This window comes from Actinoplanes italicus, assembly GCF_003001815.1.
In the GTDB taxonomy this organism is placed as follows: Bacteria; Actinomycetota; Actinomycetes; order Mycobacteriales; family Micromonosporaceae; genus Actinoplanes; species Actinoplanes italicus.
Genome location: NZ_PVMZ01000004.1, coordinates 160,407 through 180,840, shown reverse-complemented (window position 1 = coordinate 180,840; position 20,434 = coordinate 160,407). Strand labels below are relative to the sequence as shown.

The 20,434-nt window shown below is 71.7% G+C and carries 21 protein-coding genes; 13 read left to right on the top strand and 8 right to left on the bottom strand.

Annotation, left to right across the window (positions count from 1 at the left end; all coding sequences use genetic code 11):
- The first annotated feature begins 1 nt into the window (after position 1).
- Positions 2-334: a hypothetical protein gene (locus tag CLV67_RS12030; protein WP_106317507.1), complete on the top strand. Its 333-nt coding sequence runs from the start codon at positions 2-4 to the stop codon at positions 332-334.
- 111 nt (positions 335-445) lie between these two features.
- Here CLV67_RS12030 and CLV67_RS12025 read toward each other — a convergent pair whose 3' ends face one another.
- Positions 446-1,159, bottom strand: coding sequence for a class I SAM-dependent methyltransferase (locus tag CLV67_RS12025; protein WP_106317505.1), 714 nt, complete (start codon positions 1,157-1,159; stop codon positions 446-448).
- A 66-nt stretch (positions 1,160-1,225) separates the two neighbouring features.
- On the opposite strand from CLV67_RS12025, the gene CLV67_RS12020 reads away from it, so the two are divergent.
- Positions 1,226-1,714 carry an RBBP9/YdeN family alpha/beta hydrolase gene (locus tag CLV67_RS12020; RefSeq protein WP_170153815.1) on the top strand — a complete coding sequence of 163 codons (489 nt, stop codon included), beginning with the start codon at positions 1,226-1,228 and terminating at the stop codon, positions 1,712-1,714.
- 4 nt (positions 1,715-1,718) lie between these two features.
- Here the strand turns inward: CLV67_RS12020 and CLV67_RS12015 are convergent, their stop codons facing one another.
- The gene (locus CLV67_RS12015; RefSeq protein ID WP_106317501.1) at positions 1,719-2,564 is read right to left on the bottom strand and encodes an undecaprenyl-diphosphate phosphatase; all 846 of its coding nucleotides are present in this window, start codon (positions 2,562-2,564) and stop codon (positions 1,719-1,721) included.
- 83 nt (positions 2,565-2,647) lie between these two features.
- On the bottom strand, positions 2,648-4,234 hold the full coding sequence (locus CLV67_RS12010; protein ID WP_106318158.1) for an ABC-F family ATP-binding cassette domain-containing protein: 1,587 nt from the start codon (positions 4,232-4,234) through the stop codon (positions 2,648-2,650).
- Positions 4,235-4,511: 277 nt separating this feature from the next.
- Between CLV67_RS12010 and CLV67_RS51835 the strand changes: the two genes are divergently transcribed.
- Positions 4,512-5,000, top strand: a complete 489-nt coding sequence (locus tag CLV67_RS51835) for a GNAT family N-acetyltransferase (protein ID WP_170153814.1) — start codon at positions 4,512-4,514, stop codon at positions 4,998-5,000.
- A 57-nt stretch (positions 5,001-5,057) separates the two neighbouring features.
- Here CLV67_RS51835 and CLV67_RS12000 read toward each other — a convergent pair whose 3' ends face one another.
- The 4 genes from CLV67_RS12000 to CLV67_RS11985 form a co-directional block, all read right to left on the bottom strand.
- Positions 5,058-5,432: a VOC family protein gene (locus CLV67_RS12000; RefSeq protein WP_106317499.1), complete on the bottom strand. Its 375-nt coding sequence runs from the start codon at positions 5,430-5,432 to the stop codon at positions 5,058-5,060.
- A gap of 158 nt (positions 5,433-5,590) precedes the next feature.
- Entirely contained in the window at positions 5,591-6,820 is a 1,230-nt protein-coding gene (locus tag CLV67_RS11995; protein WP_106317496.1) for an MFS transporter, read from the bottom strand.
- A 424-nt stretch (positions 6,821-7,244) separates the two neighbouring features.
- Positions 7,245-8,126: a dihydrodipicolinate synthase family protein gene (locus CLV67_RS11990; RefSeq protein ID WP_106317494.1), complete on the bottom strand. Its 882-nt coding sequence runs from the start codon at positions 8,124-8,126 to the stop codon at positions 7,245-7,247.
- A gap of 26 nt (positions 8,127-8,152) precedes the next feature.
- Positions 8,153-8,926 carry an endonuclease/exonuclease/phosphatase family protein gene (locus tag CLV67_RS11985; protein WP_106317493.1) on the bottom strand — a complete coding sequence of 258 codons (774 nt, stop codon included), beginning with the start codon at positions 8,924-8,926 and terminating at the stop codon, positions 8,153-8,155.
- A 150-nt stretch (positions 8,927-9,076) separates the two neighbouring features.
- On the opposite strand from CLV67_RS11985, the gene CLV67_RS11980 reads away from it, so the two are divergent.
- From CLV67_RS11980 to CLV67_RS11970, 3 genes are all read left to right on the top strand, one after another.
- Complete coding sequence (locus CLV67_RS11980; RefSeq protein WP_239166067.1) at positions 9,077-9,838, top strand: sulfite exporter TauE/SafE family protein; 762 nt, start codon at positions 9,077-9,079, stop codon at positions 9,836-9,838.
- A gap of 52 nt (positions 9,839-9,890) precedes the next feature.
- Positions 9,891-10,367 (top strand): heme-degrading domain-containing protein, encoded by a 477-nt coding sequence (locus CLV67_RS11975; protein ID WP_106317488.1) that lies wholly within the window; start codon positions 9,891-9,893, stop codon positions 10,365-10,367.
- A 65-nt stretch (positions 10,368-10,432) separates the two neighbouring features.
- Complete coding sequence (locus CLV67_RS11970; protein ID WP_106317486.1) at positions 10,433-11,413, top strand: NAD-dependent epimerase/dehydratase family protein; 981 nt, start codon at positions 10,433-10,435, stop codon at positions 11,411-11,413.
- Here the strand turns inward: CLV67_RS11970 and CLV67_RS11965 are convergent.
- Positions 11,410-13,080, bottom strand: coding sequence for an FAD-binding dehydrogenase (locus CLV67_RS11965; RefSeq protein WP_106317484.1), 1,671 nt, complete (start codon positions 13,078-13,080; stop codon positions 11,410-11,412). The two genes, CLV67_RS11970 and CLV67_RS11965, sit on opposite strands and share 4 nt — an antisense overlap.
- Positions 13,081-13,148: 68 nt before the next feature.
- Between CLV67_RS11965 and CLV67_RS11960 the strand changes: the two genes are divergently transcribed.
- From CLV67_RS11960 to CLV67_RS11930, 7 genes are all read left to right on the top strand, one after another.
- Complete coding sequence (locus CLV67_RS11960) at positions 13,149-13,988, top strand: TIGR02996 domain-containing protein (RefSeq protein ID WP_106317482.1); 840 nt, start codon at positions 13,149-13,151, stop codon at positions 13,986-13,988.
- A gap of 60 nt (positions 13,989-14,048) precedes the next feature.
- Positions 14,049-15,503: an IucA/IucC family protein gene (locus CLV67_RS11955; protein WP_106317480.1), complete on the top strand. Its 1,455-nt coding sequence runs from the start codon at positions 14,049-14,051 to the stop codon at positions 15,501-15,503.
- 22 nt (positions 15,504-15,525) lie between these two features.
- The gene (locus CLV67_RS11950; RefSeq protein ID WP_106317478.1) at positions 15,526-17,100 is read left to right on the top strand and encodes an IucA/IucC family protein; all 1,575 of its coding nucleotides are present in this window, start codon (positions 15,526-15,528) and stop codon (positions 17,098-17,100) included.
- Entirely contained in the window at positions 17,093-18,220 is a 1,128-nt protein-coding gene (locus CLV67_RS11945) for an alanine racemase (RefSeq protein WP_106317476.1), read from the top strand. The genes CLV67_RS11950 and CLV67_RS11945 overlap by 8 nt, the downstream gene beginning before the upstream one ends.
- Positions 18,221-18,308: 88 nt before the next feature.
- Complete coding sequence (locus CLV67_RS11940; protein ID WP_106317474.1) at positions 18,309-18,821, top strand: hypothetical protein; 513 nt, start codon at positions 18,309-18,311, stop codon at positions 18,819-18,821.
- 83 nt (positions 18,822-18,904) lie between these two features.
- The gene (locus CLV67_RS11935; protein WP_106317472.1) at positions 18,905-19,504 is read left to right on the top strand and encodes a hypothetical protein; all 600 of its coding nucleotides are present in this window, start codon (positions 18,905-18,907) and stop codon (positions 19,502-19,504) included.
- A complete protein-coding gene (locus CLV67_RS11930) occupies positions 19,501-19,974 on the top strand; it encodes a bacteriocin immunity protein (protein WP_106317470.1) in 474 nt (157 codons plus the stop codon). The genes CLV67_RS11935 and CLV67_RS11930 overlap by 4 nt, the downstream gene beginning before the upstream one ends.
- Positions 19,975-20,434: the final 460 nt, after the last annotated feature.

Genomic DNA, 20,434 nt, shown 5'->3' with positions numbered 1-20,434 from the left:
CGTGGACCCCCGCACGCTCACGCCCCGCGAACGGGCCGTCCTCGACGCGCTGCTGGCCGCCGCCGACGCTGACGGCCTGCACACGCAGGCCGGCCTCGTCCGGGTGGTTGAGGGCTGCCCCTGCGGCTGCCCCACGATCGGCTTCACCGAGGCCGCCGGGCGCCGCATGACGGTCGCCGTGGACGCCACCGTCACCGGCACCCACGACACGCTGTTCCTCTACACGTTCGACGGTGAGCTCGGCGGCATCGAATACGCCGCCATCGACGAGCGGCCGGCCGAGTTCCCGGCTCCCGAACGGCTCGAGATAACCGTGCCCCACACCCGGCAGTGACAAGCCGGCCACCCTCCATTCCCGTGGCGGAGACAGAACGTTGCGTCTCCGACTCCGTGCGGGAACGCGCCCCATAAAGGCTTCCGCGGTCCGGAGACAATCTGCCCGGGCTCACGGTTTCTCGCACAGCAACACCCGCTCCCGCGCCGGCCGGTCCGGTGCCTGCCGCACCTCGACCACCCGGAACCCGGCAGCCGTCACACCGGCGTCCAGCTCGTCACGGTCCCGGAACCGCAGAGTCGACTCCGACGTCAGCACCTCACCGTCCGCGAACGTGTACGTGTCCCGGAACGACACCAGCGGCAACCGCACCGACGTCAACTCGAACCGCTGCTCCACCAGGCCGACACCGGGCACCTCGCGCACGACCGGCTCGCTGCGGGCCGCCCACTCGTCCCACGCCCGGTACTCCGGCCGCCGCGTCTCGAACACCAGCCACCCACCCGGACGCAACACCGCGTGAATGTCACGCAGCACCGCCGCCCACTCGTCGTCGCCGAGGAACACCTGCGCCACGTTGCCGGTCATCACCGCCAGGTCGAACACCTCACCCGACGGGATCTCCGCGCGCCACTCGACCGTACCGCCGCCGGGTTTGCCTTTCGCCACCTGCAGCGACGCCTCCGCCGGATCCACCCCGGTGACCCGCAGACCCTTCGCGGCCAGCCGCAACGCCAGACAACCCGTCCCGCAGCCGACATCCAGCACACTGCCGGCCCCGGACTCCGCGACGATCTCCTCGTACGCCCCCAGATCACCGCGGTCACCGTCGAACGTGTCATAAACGGCCGCCAGCCGCGGATGAGCGAATTTCAGATCAGGCACGCCTGCGACGATATTCGACACCCGCAGCAACGTCAGGCATTCACGATTACCGTTACGCTCGCGCGGGTGACCCGATACCTGCTCATACCCGGCCGCGGCATACCGTTCCCCAACCACTGGTCCCGGCAATGGGCCCGCGCCCACCGCAACTACACCTGGGCACCCGAACCGCCCGGTCCGCCCTACGTCGCCGAGGACCGCGTCGACGCCCTGCACACCGCCATCGCCGCCTCCGACGAGCCCGCCATCCTCATCGCCCACAGCGCCGGCTGCATGACCGTCTGCCTCTGGGCCGCCGAACACACCGGCCCCGTCACCGGCGCGCTCCTGGTCACCCCACCCGCCCACGACCACGCACCCCGCGGCCGGCTGCCGTTCCCCGCCATCGCCGTCATCAGCCGCAACGACCCGCACTGCCCCTACGACGACGGAGTCCAGCTGGCCCACGACTGGGGCGCCGAACTCCACGACGCCGGCCCCGTCGGCCACCTGGACTCCAAATCCGGCTTCGGACCCTGGCCCGAAGGCGAGAAACTCCTCGCCCGCCTCACCTGAAGGCTCAGACCCCGCCCTTCGCGTCGATCGTGCCGGTCGACAACAGCACCAGCAGCAGCGAACCCAACGCGATCCGATAAAAGATGAAGATGCTGTACGAGTGCTTCGCCACGAACTTCAGCAGCCACGTCACCGACGCGTACGCCACCACGAAACTCACCACCGTCGCCACGATCGTGTTCGTCCAGCCCACACCGGTCGAGATGTTGTCGAACTCCTCGACACCCTGCAGCAGCGACGCACCCGTCAACGCCGGAATCGACAGGAAGAACGACAACTTCGTCACCGTCACCCGGTCGAAGTCACGCAGCAGACCCGCCGACATCGTCGCCCCCGACCGCGAGATCCCCGGAATCAGCGCCATGCACTGCACCACACCGATGATCAGCGTGTCCTTCCACGTCACGTCCTCCTCATGCCGGACCTGCGTGGCGGCGTGATCAGCGAACGCCATCACCCCCGACCAGACGATCAACGCCCCGGCCACGAACCACAGACTCCGCAGCGTCGTCTCGATGTCATCCTTGAAGATCAACGCCACGATCACGATCGGGATCGAACCCAGCAGCACCGCCCACCCGAAACGGAAATCCGCGTGCTCCCGCGCCTCCTTGTTGAACAACCCCCGCAGGAACGCCGGCACCACCCGCGCGATGTCCTTACGCAGGAACAGGATCGTCGCCAGCACCGCACCCGACTGAATGATCACCGTGAACGCGGTGATCGCCGGATCATCGACCCGATGACCGAAAAGGTTCTCCAGGATCGTCAGGTGACCGGTGCTCGACACCGGGAGGAACTCGGTCACACCCTCGACCGCGCCGAGGATGACCGCCTCGACGATACTCATGTCCGAACTCAAAACCCCGCCCGCTTTCCGTAGCCGGGTTCAGAGCATAGGAGACCAACTCACCCGCCCGGCCGCCGGGCGACTCAGTTCTCCGACACCCGCCCATCAGCCACATCCCAGCGCCGGGTACACCCGATCGCCTCCGCGAAATACCGATCGTGACTGACCACCAGCAGCGTCCCCCGATACCGCCGCAACGCCTCCTCCACCACATCCAGAGCCGCGAAATCCAGGAAATTCGTCGGCTCGTCCAACAGCAGCACCCGCGACTCACTGTTCACCAGCACCGCCAGCAGCAACCGCCGCAACTCCCCCGCCGACAGATCCCGCACCGGCGCCGACCACTGCTCCGCCTCGAACTGATGCCCCGCCAGCAACCGCTCCGCATCATCGACGTACACCGGCACCCGCGCCCGGAAGAAATCCATCACCGACGTACCGTCCCGCAACCCGTCATCGGTCTGCGGCAACACCGCCACCTCCGGATGACGCCGCGCGATCGCCCGCAACAACGTCGTCTTCCCCGCCCCGTTACGGCCCGTCACCAACACCCGGTCACCGCGCCGCACCTCCACATCCACGTCACGCAACAGATCCCGCACGGTCAGGCCCCGCACCTTCAGCAGCACCTCACCCGGATCACCGTCGTCACCGGGAAAAGCCAGCGTCAGCGGTGGCCGGGTCCGCGGCCGCGCGATCCACCGCACCGACGCCATCTGCCGCCGCAACCGCCGCTCCCGCACCTTCGCCTTACGCGCCACCAGCCGCGCCACCCGCCGCAGATGCGGCGCCTCCACCCCCGACCGGACCGTGTTCTCCACCCCCGAAGCGAACCCCTTCGTCCGCTCGATGTCGGCCTCCCACCGGACCCGGTCCTTCTCCTGCGCCTCGAAATCGGTCAGCAGCTTCTCCCACCGCCGCTGCTTCTCCGCCCGGTACGCCGTATAACCGCCACCCGGATAGTCCTGCGGCTGCTCGTCGATCCCGTCAAGCTCCACGATCCGGCCCACGACCTCGTCCAGAAACGCCCGATCGTGACTGACCGCCAGCACCCCACCCGCGAAACCACCCAGCCACTGCCGCAGCCACGCCGCACCCTCGGCATCCAGATGGTTCGTCGGCTCGTCCAGCAGCAACAGATCCGGCCCGGCCAGCAACGCCCGCGCCAGCAACAACCGCGCCTGCTCACCACCACTGACCGATCGCAACGGCCACTCGTCAGCCAGATGATCGATGTCCAGCCGCTGCCGCACCTCCGTCAGCCGCGACTCCGCGTTCCAGCCCTCCAGCACCGTCCACCGCTCCTGCACGGCCGCGAACTGCGCCAGCACGTCCTCACCACCGGCCAGCCGCCGCTCCAGCTCCCGCATACCGGCGATCACCGCGGCCAGCTCACCCAGCCCCTCGGCCAGGAACGCCCCGACCGTGCCGTCCGGATCCGGCATCCGCTGCGGCACGTACCCGATCCGGGTGCCCGCCGCGACACTCAGATGCCCCTCACCCGGCGCCAGCTCACCGGCCAGCACCCGCAGCAACGTGGTCTTCCCGGCCCCGTTCGGGCCCACCACCCCGATCCGGTCACCGGGACGCAACACCAGATCCAGACCGGAGAACAACAGATCACCGTCGTGGGAGAAACCGAGACGGGCGGCTTTGAGATGCGCAGACAAGATCAATTCCAGGAGGGGTGACACCGACAAGGACACGAAGTCGGGTCTCTCTCACAGCACCGGAGCGCACTCCCACATCTCGACGACACAACCGCGCCCCACTCTGCCCCCGCCACCGCCGCCCCGCAACCGATATCCGGCCAACCCGCGATACCCGCCACCACCGGCATTCCCACACCGCCCCGCCCCGCACCGCCCCGCCGACGGCACACGACGGCGGACCGGCAGCGGCACCGCCAAGCCGAACCTGCCGCACCGGCGACCGGAGAATGTCACCGTGACCCACCCGCCGCAGAACCTCCGGATCCGCCCCTACCAGGACACCGACGCCGACGACACCTGGCAGGTCTTCCGCGCCGCCGTCCACGGCACCGCCAGCCGCGACTACAGCACCGCACAGATCGAGGCCTGGGCGCCCGCCACCGTCGACCAGACCCGATGGCGACAGCGCCGCTCGAGCGCGCACACCTACATCGCCTGCCTCGAGACCCGGATCGCCGGATTCAGCGACTTCACCGACGAGGGCCTGCTCGACATGCTCTTCGTCCACCCCGACGCCGGCGGCCGCGGCGTGGCACGCGCACTGGTCACACACGTACTGCAGGAGGCCGCGGCGGCCGGCCACCAGCGTTTGCGGGTGCACGCCAGCCTCACCGCCCGGCCCGCCTTCGAACGTTTCGGCTTCACCGTCGACGCCGAGCGCCAGGTCGAGCTCCGCGGTCAGCATCTCCGGAACTTCGCCATGAGCATCCGCCTGGACTCCTGAAACGCCGGCGCAGCCGGAAAGATCGAGACGTGCCACGCACGGGGCCACCGAGGACCGTCAGGCCCGCTCAGCCGCCGAGCGGGTCAGGCAGAACTCGTTGCCCGCCGGGTCGAGCAGCACCACCCAGCCGTCGCCGCCCGGCGTGCGACGGTCGTCGAACACCGTCGCACCCAGCGCCAGCAGCTGGTCGACCTCGGCGTCGCGGTCCCGGTCGGACGGCTGAAGACACACATGGACCCGGTTCTTGACCGTCTTGTCCTCAGGCACGGCCTGGAAGTACAGGCGCGGGCCGTCCGGTGCCTCGATCACCACCTCGGCGTCGCCGGGCGCGAACCCCGGGTCGAGCCGGTGACCGACCACCTCGCTCCAGAACCCGGCCAGCGCGTACGGATCAGGGCAGTCGAACGACACGTTCCTGATGAAAGACGTCATGGCCGCACAGCGTAGGACGTGCCGGGGCATGGTGCTCGGGTCCGGCACGCGTGGGCGTACCGGATCCCCTGTCCTGTGGTTTGTCGGCGAAGCCGTCGTTTTCAGGGTTTGTAGTGCGGCTTGCCGCACTACGTCTAAGCCGTCCTAGGATGAAAGGTTCAGGCGGCGACCGGGACGGGTACGGGCTCGGTGACCCGCGGCCAGGACGCCGCCACGACACCGACCGCGACCGTGGCGGCCAGCCCGGCCCCGCCGACCACCAGGGTCGGGCGCAGCCACTCGGCGGCAGCGCCGGCGGCGAACATGGCCAGGCCCTGGACCGCGCAGAGCCCGGACATCGCGACGCCGAACGCGCGCGCCCGGTAGGCGGCCGGTACGGCCCGGCCGAACAGGGCGTTGAGCGGGATGCTGAACGAGCCGGCCAGCCCGCTGACGAAGAACAGCGTGAGCACGACCGCCAGCGGCGGCCTCGCGGCGATCGGCAGCAGCACGGCACACGACAGCAGCGCGAGCGGCAGCATGATCCGTTGCCGCAGCCGCGGCGCGCAGACCCGGGTCAGCAGGACACCGCCGACGGCGACGCCGGCGGGCATGGCGGCCAGCAGCAGGCCCCCGGTCCAGGCGCCTGCCCCGTATTCGGCGGCCAGCGGCGCGGCCACGCCCTCGGCGGCGTAGACGAGGCAGGACAGCCAGAACAGCAGCAGATAGGAACGCAGCGTACGGTCGGCGAACACCACCCGGGCACCGGCGGTGGTCTCGGCCCACCACGAGCCGGACGGTTGCGCGGTCGCCCGTGTCGCCGCGGCGCTGCCGCGCAGGCCGGTGGCGATCAGCGCGGCCGACAGCAGGAACGTGGCCGCGTCGGCGGCCAGGACGGTCTGCGCGGACCCGGCAGCCACGAGCAGCCCGCCGAGCGCGAACCCGGCGACCTGGGTGATCTCGGCGACGATGTTGTCGAGGCCGTTGGCGACGGTGTAGCGGTCGCCGTGCAGGATGTCGGGCATCAGCGACGCCCGCGCGGACTGGAACGGCGGCCGGAACAGGTTCGCGACGAACGCCATCGCCACCAGCGTCCACACTCCGATGCCGGGGATCAGCATGAGCAGCACGATCGCGGCGCGGGCCAGGTCGCCGACGAGCAGCACCCGCCGGCGCGGCAGCCGGTCGGCGAACACCGACAGCAGCGGCCCGCCGATCACCCACGTCGCGTACGAGCCGGCGAACGTGAGCGCGGCCAGCAGCGGCGAACCGGACCGGGCGTACACCAGGAAGGACAGCGCGACGGCCGTGAGCTGGTCGCCGATCAGCGACAGCAGGTTGGCCGCGAAGAGGTGTCGGTACTCGCGGACCGCGAAGACGTCGCGGTACGAGGCCGGCTGTTCGGACATGCGGTTCCCAGGGGATAGTGCGGACACCGAGCGACGGCGGGCCGCAACACGCGGCCCGCCGTCGCGAGCAGTCACTGCTGTCGTCTCAGACCTCTCGGGGAGAGGCAGGTCTCACGACCAGGTACGTCCACGCACAGGGCGCCTCCTTCGCGGGTGGCCGGGTTCGGCAGTGGGGGCGCTCAGCCCCAGCTGCGTCCACGCACAGGTAGTACCTCCTTCGCCAGGGTCGGGGATCGCTGCCGGTAGGGGGCGCTCAGCCCCAGCTGCGTCCACGCATCGACAACCTCCTTCGCCGGTGGCGGGCTGCCGGGCGGTCCGCCCGGTTGCTTACCGGCATTACAGTAGGTATCCCCGGAACCCCGGCATATCGGTCGCCGATCCAGGGGCGGCCGCCCGGTAGTCGCGAACCGGACACGCCACCGCGTCAGCCGGCCGTGACCTCGTCCACGGCCCGCCGGACCGCGTCGAGACCGGCCGCGTCCAGACCGCGCAGCGGGCGGGGCAGGCAGTCGGCGCCGGTCAGGCCCAGAACGGCGGCTGTCGCCGCGACGACCCGCAGGCTGCCGTACGCGGCGAACAGTTCCCAGAACGGCCGCAGCCGGTCGGACGCGGCCCGCGAGCCGGCCGCCGTGTCCGCGCGGGTGATCGCCAGCGCCAGGCCGGGCAGGATCCCGCCGATCACCGAATACCAGGCGTCGCAGCCGGCCCGCAGCGACACCGCCGCCACCGGGTCGCCGGACACGCCGATCCCGACGTGGGCCGGCAGCCGGCCGCGCAGTCCGCTGACCCGGTCGGCGGCGATGGCCGGGTCGGCCGGCAGCGGCGGCACCTTGATCGACTCGACGTGCGGGAGTTTCGCGACCGCCGCGTACAGGTCGTCGGTGAACGTGAAACCGGTCGTACGCGGGTTGTCGTACACCACCAGCGGCACCGACAGGTTCGCGGCGACCTGCTCGTACAGGTGATACACCTCGTCGGGCAGCAGCGGCTGGTACGACACGGGCGCCAGCAGCACCCCCGCCGCCCCGGCCCGCTGCGCGTCCTCGGCGTGCTCGAGCACGTGCCGCAGCCGCACCGCCCCGATCCCCACGATCACCGGGACACCGGCGGCGCCCCGCACGGCCAGGGTGGCGGCGCGGGCCCGTTCGGCGCGGGTGAGATAGGCGTACGACCCGGTGGAGCCGAGCGCGCCGATGCTGTCGACGCCGGCCGCGGCCAGCCGGGCGATCAGCTTGGCGTAGGCGCTCTCGTCGAGCTGGTCGTCGTCGAGCGGGGTGAGCGGGAAGGCACTCAGGCCGGTGAACACGGGTGTGTCTCCTTGTCTGCGAACGATCAACGGTCCAGGCGTACCACCAGGGGCCGATGGTCGGAGACCGGAACCGGCGGGGTCCGGACCTGGACGACACGGCCGAGCGCGGCGACACCGCGCGGGTCCGCCAGGACATGGTCGAGCTGGGTCTTCGGCGACGGGCTCGGGAACGTCGCGGCCCGCGCCAGCGGCTGCCAGCCGGTGAACGCCCGCACCGGGCCGGCCGGCATGTTCAGATCACCGAGCAGCACCCGCGGGCCGGGCAGGCCACGCAGCGCCCGCACCGAGGCACGCAGCTGGCGCACGTTCCAGCCGGGCACGAACGACAGGTGGGTGGTGGCGACCGTCAGCGGCCCGTGCGGGGTCTCCAGGACGGCGGTCAGCAGCACCCGCGGTTCGTCGCGCAGCAGCAGCAACCCCCCGCCGGGCACGTACACCGGCGACCGCACCGGCGCGCCCGGCAGCTCGGTGATCTGCCATCGTTGCACGGGGAACCGGCTGACCAGCGCGATCCCGTACTGCGGGTGCCCGATGTCGGCACCGGAGTGCCACGGCTCCCACGTCTGCCCGGGCGTGCCGACGACCGCCGCGGCGAACCGGTGGGTCTTGGCGCCCAGCGCGTCGGCGGCCAGCGCGGTCAGGTCGAGCAGGCCGCTGCGCGGCTGCGCCCGGTCCACCTCCTGCAGCCCGAGCACGTCGGCGTCGAGGTCGGCGATGGCCGCGTGGATCCGGTCGGCGTGTACGGTGCCGTCGGACAGGGAACGGCCGTGCAGCAGGTTGAAGGTCGCCAGTCGCACGTGCCGACCCTAGCCCCTGCCCGGTGACGCGGGCGGCAGCGGATCGACGGGATGAGGTGGGATGGTGTTCAAGGCGTTGCTGTGCCTGGCGATGCTCTTCGTCGTCGGGGCCCTGTTCGGGATGTGGCTGACCAAGCAGCGGCGCGGCCGGTGATCGCGACCCTGCTGCTGGCCGCTCTCGCGGCCGGGTGGGTCGACGCGGTCGTCGGCGGTGGCGGCCTGCTGCTGCTGCCGGCGCTGCTGGTGGTCGCGCCGCAGCTGGGCACGGCCACCGCGCTGGGCACCAACAAGCTCGCGGCGATCTGCGGCACGTCGACGGCGGCGCTCACCTACGCCCGCCGCACGAAGATCGACTGGGGGGTGGCGGGGCCGTCGGCGGCGCTGGCGCTGATCTGCTCGGGCTGCGGGGCGCTGCTGGCCGGGACGATCCCGGCTGCGGCGTACCGTCCGGTGATCATCGGTGTGCTGGTGGCGGTGGCCGTGTTCGTCACGGTACGCCCGCAGATGGGCCTGGCCGAGCACATGGAGAAACGCACCCCGTGGCGGCGCGGCACCGCGGTGGCCGTCGCCGGTGGGCTGATCGCCCTCTACGACGGGCTGGTCGGGCCGGGCACCGGCACGTTCCTGGTGCTGGCGTTCACGACGATCGTCGGCGCGGACTTCGTGCACGGCTCGGCCATGGCGAAGATCGTGAACACGGCCACCAACCTGGGCGCGCTGGTGGTGTTCGCCGCGACCGGGCACGTGGCGTGGAAACTCGGCGCGGCCATGGCGGTCTGCAACATCATCGGCGCGGTGATCGGGGCGCGGATGGCGCTGAGCCGCGGCGCCGGGTTCGTGCGGATCGTGCTGCTGGTCGTGGTGCTCGCGTTGATCGCCCGCCTCGGGTACCTGCACTGGTCCGAAATGTGAACCGGTGACGGTACCCGCTGAGGGCCGAATCATGACCCGACACAATGGGCCCATGAGTGCCGAGGACCCGCAGAAGCTGATCGCCGCCATCGAGGAGCAGGAGAACCGCCTGGTCTTCACCAGTTTCACCGAGACCGACGCGTGGCGGCTGGGCAGCCTGCTGGTGCGCCTGGCCACCGAGCGCTCACTGCCGGTGGCCCTCGACATCCGCCGCGGGCAGCAGCAGCTGTTCCACGCCGCGCTGCCCGGCGCCAGCGCCGACAACGACGCGTGGATCGACCGCAAGGTGCGGGTGGTGTACCGGTACGCGGCGTCGTCGTACCTGGTGGGCCGGCGCCTGGCGGCCAAGGGCCGGGAACTCGACGCCTCCCAGGGCGTCGACCCGGCGCGGTACGCCGCGCACGGTGGCGCGTTTCCCGTACGGCTGCCCGGCGCCGGGGTGATCGGGGTGGTGACCGTCTCGGGCCTGCCGCAGGCCGACGACCACGCCCTGGTCGTCGAGGCGATCGAGACGTTCCTGGCAGGCTGACGCCCGCTCTGCTGTCGGCAGAGTCCGCTGGGCGTGTCGCGCGGGCGTCGGGCAGGCTCGGCCTCATGCGGATTCTGGTGCTGGGCGGTAGCGGGTTCGTCGGCCGGGCGGTCGCCGAGCTGGGGGTGGCGCGCGGCGACGACGTGACGGTGTTCAACCGGGGCCTGCGTTCGCCGGTGGCGGGGGTGCGGGTGCTGGCCGGCGACCGCACGGCCACCGGTGGCCTCGGCGCGCTGCGCGACGGCACCTGGGACACGGTCGTCGACACCTGGTCGGCCGGCGCGGAGGTGGTGGGCGCCGCGGCTGAACTGCTCAAGGGCAGGGCGGGGCATTTCTCGTACGTGTCCAGCCGCTCGGTCTACCACTACGACGAGAACGCCGCGGCCGTGCCGCGACTGAACGAGGACGCCCCGCTCGTCGCCGGCGACGAGCCCGGCTACGCCGGTGACAAACTACGTGGCGAGCGGGCGGCCGAGGCGTTCGGCGGCCCGCTGCTGCTGGCCCGCGCCGGGCTGATCCTCGGCCCGCACGAGGACATCGGCCGGCTGCCGTGGTGGCTGGGCCGGCTGCACCGCGGCGGCCCCACCCTGGCGCCCGGCCCCTACGACCTGCCGTTGCAGTACGTCGACGCCCGTGACTTGGCCGCGTTCCTGCTCGACGCGGCCGCCGCCGGCACGACGGGTCCGTTCAACGTGGTCAGCGAACCCGGCCACACCACCATGGGCGAACTGCTCGAGGTCGCCGGCCAGGTCACCGGCGGGCACGCCGACCTGCGGTGGACCGCGCCGGAGACGATCCTGGCGGCCGGGATCGAGCCGTGGATCCAGCTGCCGTGCTGGCTGCCGCCGGGCCCGCTGCACACGTTCCTGCACGACGGCGACGTCCGCCGGGCGTTCGCGGCCGGGCTGCGCTGCCGTCCCGTACACGAGACGGTCACCGACACGTGGGCGTGGCTGCAGTCGCTGCCCGGCGGCGCCCCGCAACGCGCCGACCGGCCCGTCGTCGGCCTCGATCCGAAGATCGAGGCCGACGTGCTGGGACTCTAGAGCGAACGGGCCACGTGCCGGCCGGCGGCACGGCCACTGAACAGGCAGCCGCCCAGGAACGTGCCCTCCAGGGCGTTGTAGCCGTGCACCCCGCCGCCACCGAAACCGGCGACCTCACCGGCGGCGTACAGGCCACTGATCGGGCTGCCGCCGGCACCCAGCGCGCGCGAGTCCAGGTCGGTCTGGATACCGCCGAGGGTCTTACGGGTCAGGATGTGCAGCTTCACGGCGATCAGCGGCCCCGCCGCCGCGTCGAGCAGCCGGTGCGGCGTCGACGTGCGCCCGATCCGGTCACCGAGATAGCGGCGCGAGTTGTGGATGCCCTGGATCTGGGCGTCCTTGGTGACCTTGTTGGCGATCTGCGAGTCACGGGCCTCGACCTGCGTACGAACCGACGCGGCGTCCAGCAGCGGCTGCTCGGTGAGCTTGTTCATGCCGGCGACCAGCTCGTCGAGACCGGCCGCCACCACGAAGTCGGCGCCGTGCTCCTTGAACGCCTCGACCGGGCCCGGCGCGCCCTTGCCGAACAGCCGCTGCTTCATGAACCCGCGCCGGTCACCCGACGTGATGTCGGGGTTCTGCTCGGAGCCCGACAGCGCGAACTCCTTCTCGATGATGCGCTGAGTGAGCAGGAACCACGAGTGGTCGTGCTCGGCGATGCCGGGCGTGGTGCGCAGGTGCTTGAGCGTGCCGAGGGTGTCGTAGCTGGGGAAGTACGGTGCGGGCAGCCGGTTGCCGAACGCGTCGAGCCACAGCGGCGACGGCGCGGACAGGATCCGGATCCCGTGGCCGGGCCAGATCGGGTTCCAGTTCTGCACACCTTCGGTGTAGTGCCACATCCGGTCCCGGTTGACCAGCCGGACCCCGGCGTCCTCGGCGATCTTCAGCATCCGGCCGTCCACATACGCGGGCACCCCGGTGACCATGAACTTCGGGGCCGTGCCCAGACGCGGCGGCCAGTACTGACGAACCAGGTCGTGGTTGGCGCCGATCCCGCCGGTGGTGACGATCACGGCCTGCGCACGCAACTCGAAGTCACCGGCGCGGTCGCGGTTGGAGCTGACCCCGCGGGCGGAGTCGTCGGGAGCGAGCAGGGTCCCGCGGACACCGACGGCCGCACCGTTCTCGATGATCAGCTCGTCGACGCGGTGCCGGTGCTTGAAGTGCAGCAACCCGTTTGCGGCGGCGGCCTGCGCGGCCGCGACGAACGGCGCGACCACGCCGGTGCCGGTGCCCCAGGTGATGTGGAACCGCGGCACCGAGTTGCCGTGCCCGGCGGCACGCAGGTCACCACGTTCGGCCCAGCCCGCGAACGGCAGCCAGCTCAGGCCCATCGAGGACAGCCACGAGCGTTTCTCACCGGCCGCGAACTCGACGTAGGCGCGCGCCCACTTCACGGCCTGCGAATCCTGGTCGTCGAGGCGGTCGAAGCCGGCGCTGTTGCTCCAGTCGGCCCACGCCAGTTCGACGCTGTCGTGGATACGGGCGCGGCGCTGCTCCGGGCTGCCGACGAAGAACAGGCCACCGAACGACCAGAACGCCTGCCCGCCGAGGTTGGCGGCGTTCTCCTGATCGAGCAGGGCCACCGTCTTCCCGGCGCTGGTGATCTCATGTGCGGCGGCAAGCCCGGCCAGACCCGCACCCACCACGATGACGTCGACGTCCACGGCACTCCCCCTCGATTGAATACGAGAATTTATCGGATTCGTGGCGTGGGGGAAATACGCTGCCCGGCGTGTACGCCGACATCCTCGCCGACCCCCACGACATGGACCTGCGGCTCGCCTACGCCGACCACATCCAAGCCACCGACCCCGAACACGCCGAACTGATCCGCCTGCAGATCACCAACGACCGCCAACGCACCAGCGGCGCCTGGCGCCAGCGCCAGCCACCCCACAGGCCGGCGCCCGGCGAGCCCGGCATCAGCTCCCCCACCCCACGCGAACAGCAACTGACCGCGGCCCTCCGCGACCGCCTCACCCCACCCCTGCCCGCCGCCGGCACCGTACGCCTGCAACGCGGTTTCCCCGAATATCCGACAATCGCCCCGGCCGCATTCCTCGACCACGCCGACGACCTGGCCCGGCTCATCCCCTGGCGCGGCATCCGCTTCGGCGACTGGGACGAAACCGACCTCGGTGACCTGCTCACCAGCCCGCTTCTGGCCCGAGCCGTCTACCTCGACCTGTCCTCCAGCCACCTCGACGACGCCGGACTACGCCTGCTGGCCTCCTCCCCGCACCTGAAACGGCTGCGGTGGCTCGGCCTGGCCGACTGCGGCATCACACTGCGCGGCGTGCAGTCGCTCGCCGAGGCAGGCGAACAGAACCTGCCGTCGCTGCAATACGTCGACCTGACCGGCAACCTCGGCGAGTTCACCCCGAGACGCTCCGACACCGGACCACGCCCCTACGACGACTGGGCCACCCCGATCCACATCTACGACCCCTGGGACCGCCCCTGGCTGACCCGGCAGGACAGAGCCGCCCACCTGTACGAACGATTCGAGCACCTGCCGTGGCTCGACGACGCGTGGGCCTGGCACCAGCCACCCATGCCGACCGCGGTGTGACCCCGGCCGCTCACACGCTCCCCCACGACCGCCCACACAGGCGACGGCAACAATGGTGGGGTGCCGCAACCCACCGCCGATCCCGCCGGCACCCGCTCGCAACTCGCCGAGCTGCGCCCCGACCTACTGGACCCCTTCGACGCCGCCCTGCCCGGCGCCCGCGCCGCCGTCATGGGCCGGCTCCTGGTCGCCTGCGCCACCGAACCACTACCCCGCAACGTCCACACCCGCCTGTCCTATCCCGCCGGCGCCGCCACCGCGTTCACCGAACCCGCCGCCGGCCTGACCGTCACCGTCGACGGCACCCGCACCGACGACCCGGCCCGCCTCGCCGCCCTGCTCTGGCCCGGCGCCCCCCTGGCCGACGAGATCGCCGGCAGCGTCGCCAACCTCGCCCTGGCCCGCGCCGCCAACCCCCGGCCACCGGCCATGCCCGCCGACCCGGCACCGGGCGAGATCGAACAGCTGCTCGTCGACGGCCACCCCCTGCACCCGTGCTGCCGCACCCGCACCGGCATGACCGTCGCCGACCAGCTCGCCTACGCCCCCGAACACCGCACCGCCTTCCGCCTGCAACGGCTACGGGTCCCGCCCGGCCGCTGGCACGGCGACGGCGAACCGGTCCTGCTCGCCCACCCCTGGCAGGCCACCCGCCTGCGCGAGCAGTACCGGTGGCTGACCGACGACGGACAGACCGGCCCGGTACGCCCCCTCATGTCCCTGCGCACCGTCGCCCCCCTCGACGGCGGCCCCCACATCAAGACCGCCGTCGACGTGCAGATGACCTCCGCCGTACGCACCGTCTCCCCCGCCGCCGTCCGCAACGGCCCCCTGCTGTCGGCACTGCTGACCACCCTCACCGCCGACCTGCCGCTCGACGTGCTCGCCGAGGCCTCCGCCGGAGCCGTCATCACCGGCAACGGCCCCGACCGGCGGCTCGCCCACCTCATCCGGCAGGCACCCCCGCCCGGCGCCGTCCCCCTCGGGGTACTGGCCACCGCACCGTCGCTGCTCGCCGCGCTCGGCGACCCGTACCAGATCATGAAAGACCTCGGTGTGGTCTTCTTCGCACCCCTGGCCCGGCTCCTCGAACGTGGCGTCGCCCTGGAAGCCCACGGCCAGAACACCCTGGTCCTGATCCGCGGCACCCGGATCGTGCGGACCCTCTACCGCGACCTCGGCGGCGTCCGCGTGCACGCCGGCCGGCTGAGAACCGCCGGCCACGAGACACCACCACTGATCGGCGACCTGCCCACCGGCGACGACACCGAACTGCGCACCAAACTCGCCGCCGCCGCCCTCGCCACCGTCGCCCGCCAAATGATCACCGCCCTCGACGCCGACCCCGACAAGCTGTGGCGCATCATCGCCGACTCCCTGCGCGGCACCACCGACACGACAGCGCTGCTCACCGGCCCCCTGCCGGTCAAGGCGACCACCGCCATGCGACTGGCCGCCGACCCCCTGCACGACCGCTGGACCCACCTGCCGAACCCGATGGCGGCGCACGCATGAACCTGTCGCGGAAGGACCCCCGATGATCCGCATCGTCAGCACCGGCCGACTCGCCGCGGCCGCCGCCCACACCGAGGCCGCCCTCGCCGTGCACGAACCACACCTCGTCGACGGGTTCGTGCGCCACCTGCCCTACGCCGCCGACACCGTCGGCCGCCGCCTGCGCGCCGCCCTCGTCCGCGAAGACCTCACCCCCGCCACCGCCGGCGGCACCCGGCACGCCTTCCACCGCGTCGAATACCCGAACGCCGGCGTCGCCGACCCGGTCGACCTGCTCGCCGGCATCGACCCCGACGGCACCATGTCCGCCGAGATCCGCAACGCCGTGCTCAACCTGGCCCTCGCCATGGCCCGCCGCACCGACAACCTGCCCACCGGCACCGACCCCGACAGCACCGCCGTCGCCCACGAACGCCTCGCCGTCGCCGGCCACAACCTGCACCCCTGCGGACGCACCCGCCTCGGCTGGGACACCGGCGACGTCCTCGCCCACGACCTGGAAGCCGGCCACACCGGCATCGGCTTCGTCGCCGTCCGCGACGACTCCCACCTCGGCGACGACCTCGGCCAATGGCTGCGCACCCGCGTCGACGGCATCCCCGACGCACCCCCCGGCCACCGCGTACAACCCGTCCACGCCTGGCAGCTCGACATGGTCACCAGCCGCTACCGAGAACTGTTCGCCGACGGCACCCTGCGCCGCCTCGACGGCCAGATCGACGCCATCCCCACCGCAGCGCTGCGCACCCTGCTGCTGCCCGGCGGCCACTACCTCAAACTCAGCCTCGACATCCAGGTCACCTCCACCCGCCGCAGCATCAGCGTCGCCTCCACCCGCAACGGCCCCGCCCTGTCCACCCTGCTCACCCGCATGATCGACAACGATCCGGACGGCAGCAGGCTGCTGCTCATGACCGAACCCGCCGGCGCCGCCGTCCCCGCCGGCAGCGGACGCGACCTTTCCGCCATCGCCCGCACCGGCCTCACCGGCCGCCTCCACAACGGCGAACAGGCCCTGCCCGGCGGCGCCCTGCCCCTGCTCGCCGCGGGCCTCGTCGACGAATCCGGCGGCGACCCGGCCGCCTGGCTCACCGCCTACGCCCGCCTCCTGCTGCCCCCACTGCTACGCCTGCTCGCCGACGGCGTCGCCCTCGAAGCCCACCTGCAGAACTGCCTGCCCACCTTCACCGGCGGCCACCCCCACCGCCTCGCCCTGCGCGACCTCGCCGGACTGCGCCTGCACCCCGGCCGCCTCACCGACGCCGGCCACCGCCTCGAACTCTGGCCCGGCTCCGTCGTCGGCACGAACGACACCGAGATCCTGCGCGCCAAACTCGGCTACACCGCCCTGCAAGCCCACCTCGGCGAGCTCATCATCCGGCTCGGCGAATCCCACGACCTCGACGAGCCCCACGCCTGGCGCCTCGTCCGCGACATCGTCGACGACACCTACGACCAGCTCGGCGGCCACCGCCACGCCGCCGCCGACCACAGCTGGCTCATCGCCGCGACCGTCCCCCACAAAGCCCTGGTCCGCATGCGCCTGGCCGGCACCGGCGACATCCACATCCCGGTCGGCAACCCCCTGCATGGCTGAGCACATCACCGCCGCGCTGCGCCACCTGCCGCCACCGCGCTGCGCCTACATCTACGACACCACCGCACTGCGATCACGTGCGGCGACACTGCGGGCCCACCTTCCGGACAACACCACGATGCTGTACGCGGTCAAAGCCAACGGCCATCCCGCAGTCGTACGGACCCTCGCCGAAGTGTGCGACGGACTCGAGGTCGCCTCCGGCGGTGAACTGAACCTCGCCGTACGGGCCGGCGCCCGCCGCATCGTCTTCGGCGGCCCCGCCAAGACCGACAGCGAACTGGCCGCCGCCGTCGCCGCCGGCGCCCTGCTCAACGTGGAGAGCCCCCACGAACTGCGCCGCCTCGCCGCCCTCGGCGTACACGCCGACGTGTGCCTGCGCGTCAACCGGGCCGGCACGGCACTGACCGGCAGCCACACCATGACCGGCACACCCACCCCGTTCGGCATCGACGAAACCCAGCTCCCGCAAGTCCTCGCCGACATACCCGCCGGGCTGCGGGTCATCGGCTTCCACCTGCACGCCGTCTCCAACAACCTCGACGGCCACGCCCACGCCGGCTTCCTCACCGCATCCCTGACCTGGGCCCAGCACACCGCCCGCCGGTACGACCTGCGCCTGCACGTGGTCAACGCCGGAGGCGGCCTCGGCGTCGACTACCTCAGCGACGCCTCCATCGACCCCACCCCGCTGAAGGACGTGACCGTCCCCGACGGCGTCGAACTGATCCTCGAACCCGGCCGCTACCTGACCGCCGACGCCGGCTGGTACGCCGCCGAAGTCCTCGACCTCAAAACCACCCACGGCCGCACCTTCGCCGTCCTGCGCGGCGGCACCCACCACTTCCGGCTCCCCGCCGCCTGGGGCTACTCCCACCCCTTCACCGTCATCCCGGTCGACGACTGGCCCCACCCCTACCCCCGCCCCGAGGTCCACGACACCGAGGTCGACGCCGTCGGCGAACTCTGCACCCCCCGCGACGTCCTCACCCGCGGCCGCCACGTCACCCGCCTACGCGCCGGCGACATCCTGCTGTTCGCCCGGGCCGGCGCCTACGGCTGGGACATCTCCCACCACGACTTCCTGCGCCACGACCCACCCGACTTCATCGTGCTGTGACACGGTTTCCACCCCACTGACCGGTTTTGATCACCAGCACCTCCGGAACACCGGCGGGAACCACCCACCAGGGGCGATCATCGGAAGGGTGGGGATCGATCTTGAGCTGGCCGACTGCGCCGCCGCCCGCAGCCGCCTCGCCGACTGCCGCCAGGCCGGCACACTGTGCGCGCACGAACCCGACTGCGAGGCCGCCCTCTACCGGCTCCTGGCCCGCGCCGCCACCGACCGGCCCGGCGAGGACAACCCCTGGGAGTTCCCCTACCGCAAATTCGCCGACATCAACGAGAAGATGGAACTCGCCGGAATGGGCTACCCCGCCCAACCCACAGCCTGGGAATCCGGCGACACCGACGGCCGCGTCGAACACGACGACGCCTGGCGCGCCCAGACCGTACCCGGCCGCCTCGGCATCCCCGCCTTCAAACTCCTCAGCAACGACCGCTGGCTGATCACCACCAAAGAGATCGACGAAGCCCTCGACGCCTACACCCGCACCCCCGACACCGTACGCGCCGAACTCGAAACCGACCCCAAATGGCTCGCCTGGCTCCGATGGCTCACCGTCGCCCGCGACCACGGCGGCTTCGAAGCCGAATGACCCCCATCTCGGGGAACACTCAGGGTCGGCCACCGGGAACCACCTGAGGCGCCACCACACACCACGCCACCAGGATCATCGACATGACCCGATTCGCGCTCCTGGCCGCGCCCCTCGCGATGACCGCCTACGGCATCACCCGCATCCTCGGCAGACTCGACGGCGACTACGGCCCCGGCGCCGACTGGCAGATCGCCCACCTCTTCGGCCTCGCCGGCATGCTGCTGTTCGTACCCGTCGTCCTCACCCTGCGAGCCCTCATCCCCGGCACCGCCGCCCGCAACGCCCTCACCGGCGTCACCCTCGCCGGTCTCACCGCCACCGTCGTCCAGTTCAGCGCCGACATGCTCCTCGCCCTGGCCGCCGCCGACCGCACCGAACTGCGCACCCTGCAACACGACTTCTCCGACCTGCCCGGCATCCAGCTCGCCGTCTACGACGCCGGCCCGCTGCTGTTCTTCCTCGGCATAGTCGCCATGGCCGCCCTCGCCGCCGCCGCACGGCACCTACCGTGGTGGAGCCCCGCCGTCATGCTCGTCGCGGTCATCCTGCCCGCCGCCGACCTCAACCTCATGCCGGTGACCGGCCTGCTCATGCTCGCCGCCCTGTACCCGCTCACGGAGACGACACCCCCGGCCGGGACGCCCGCCGACGACGAGCAGCGGCGCACAATACCGGCGTGAACCTGCGCCCCGAACTGCTGCCACCACCGGTGGCCCCCGAACGGATCGCCGAACTCGCCGCCGCCATCACCCGCATCGCCGGCCTCATGGACACCGGCCGGCCCTACGCCGACGAGCTCGCCGCCTTCAACACCGACACCGGCGGCGACCTGACGCCGCACGACTTCCACACCTACGACTCCTGGGGCTCCGCCGAGACCTACGCCCACCTCGTCGCCCGCCCCGGCTACCCCCGGATCCCGGACATCACCCGCGACGAACTCGTCGAGATCGCCCGGCGCATCATGGACGGCCCCGGCCCGCAGGCCGACGACCCGGACGCCGACTGGTACACGCTGCTGTTCGACACCAACATCACCCGGCCCGGCGCCTCCGGGCTGATCTTCCATCCGCCCGCCGAACTCGGCCCCGGCCCCACCCCGGAGCAGATCGTCGACACGGCCCTCGCCTACCGGCCGATCGCCCTCTGACCGTTCCGGGAGCCGACGTCGATCGGGTAGCGGGTGCGACCGCGCGGGTCGACACGAGCCCGTGAGCCGTACCCGCCGCACCTCGGCGCACCTTGTCGTGCCTCGGCGCACCTTGTCGTGTTTCGTCGTGTCTGAGGAGCGGCCGGCGGTCCTGGCTCCGGCCGGCTGAGTTGCCTCCCCTCTCGCCGTCACTCTCTCGCTGGATCTTTTGCGCGTGTCGCCGCGCGAGGTGATCCTGTGCGGTGATCGCCGCCCTGAAGGGCAGCCCCGACGGCAGCGGAAGGCCAACATCGGCCGCCCGCTGTACACGTCGAGTGACCGCGACGCACAGATAGCGGGAGGCGCGGCTCCCGCCCGCGACCTTGTGAGGTTGTGCCGCCATCTCGACCGCAGCTGCGCAAGATCGCGGGAGGCGCGCCTCCTCCTGCGCGACCTTGTGAGGTTGTGCCGCCATCTCGAC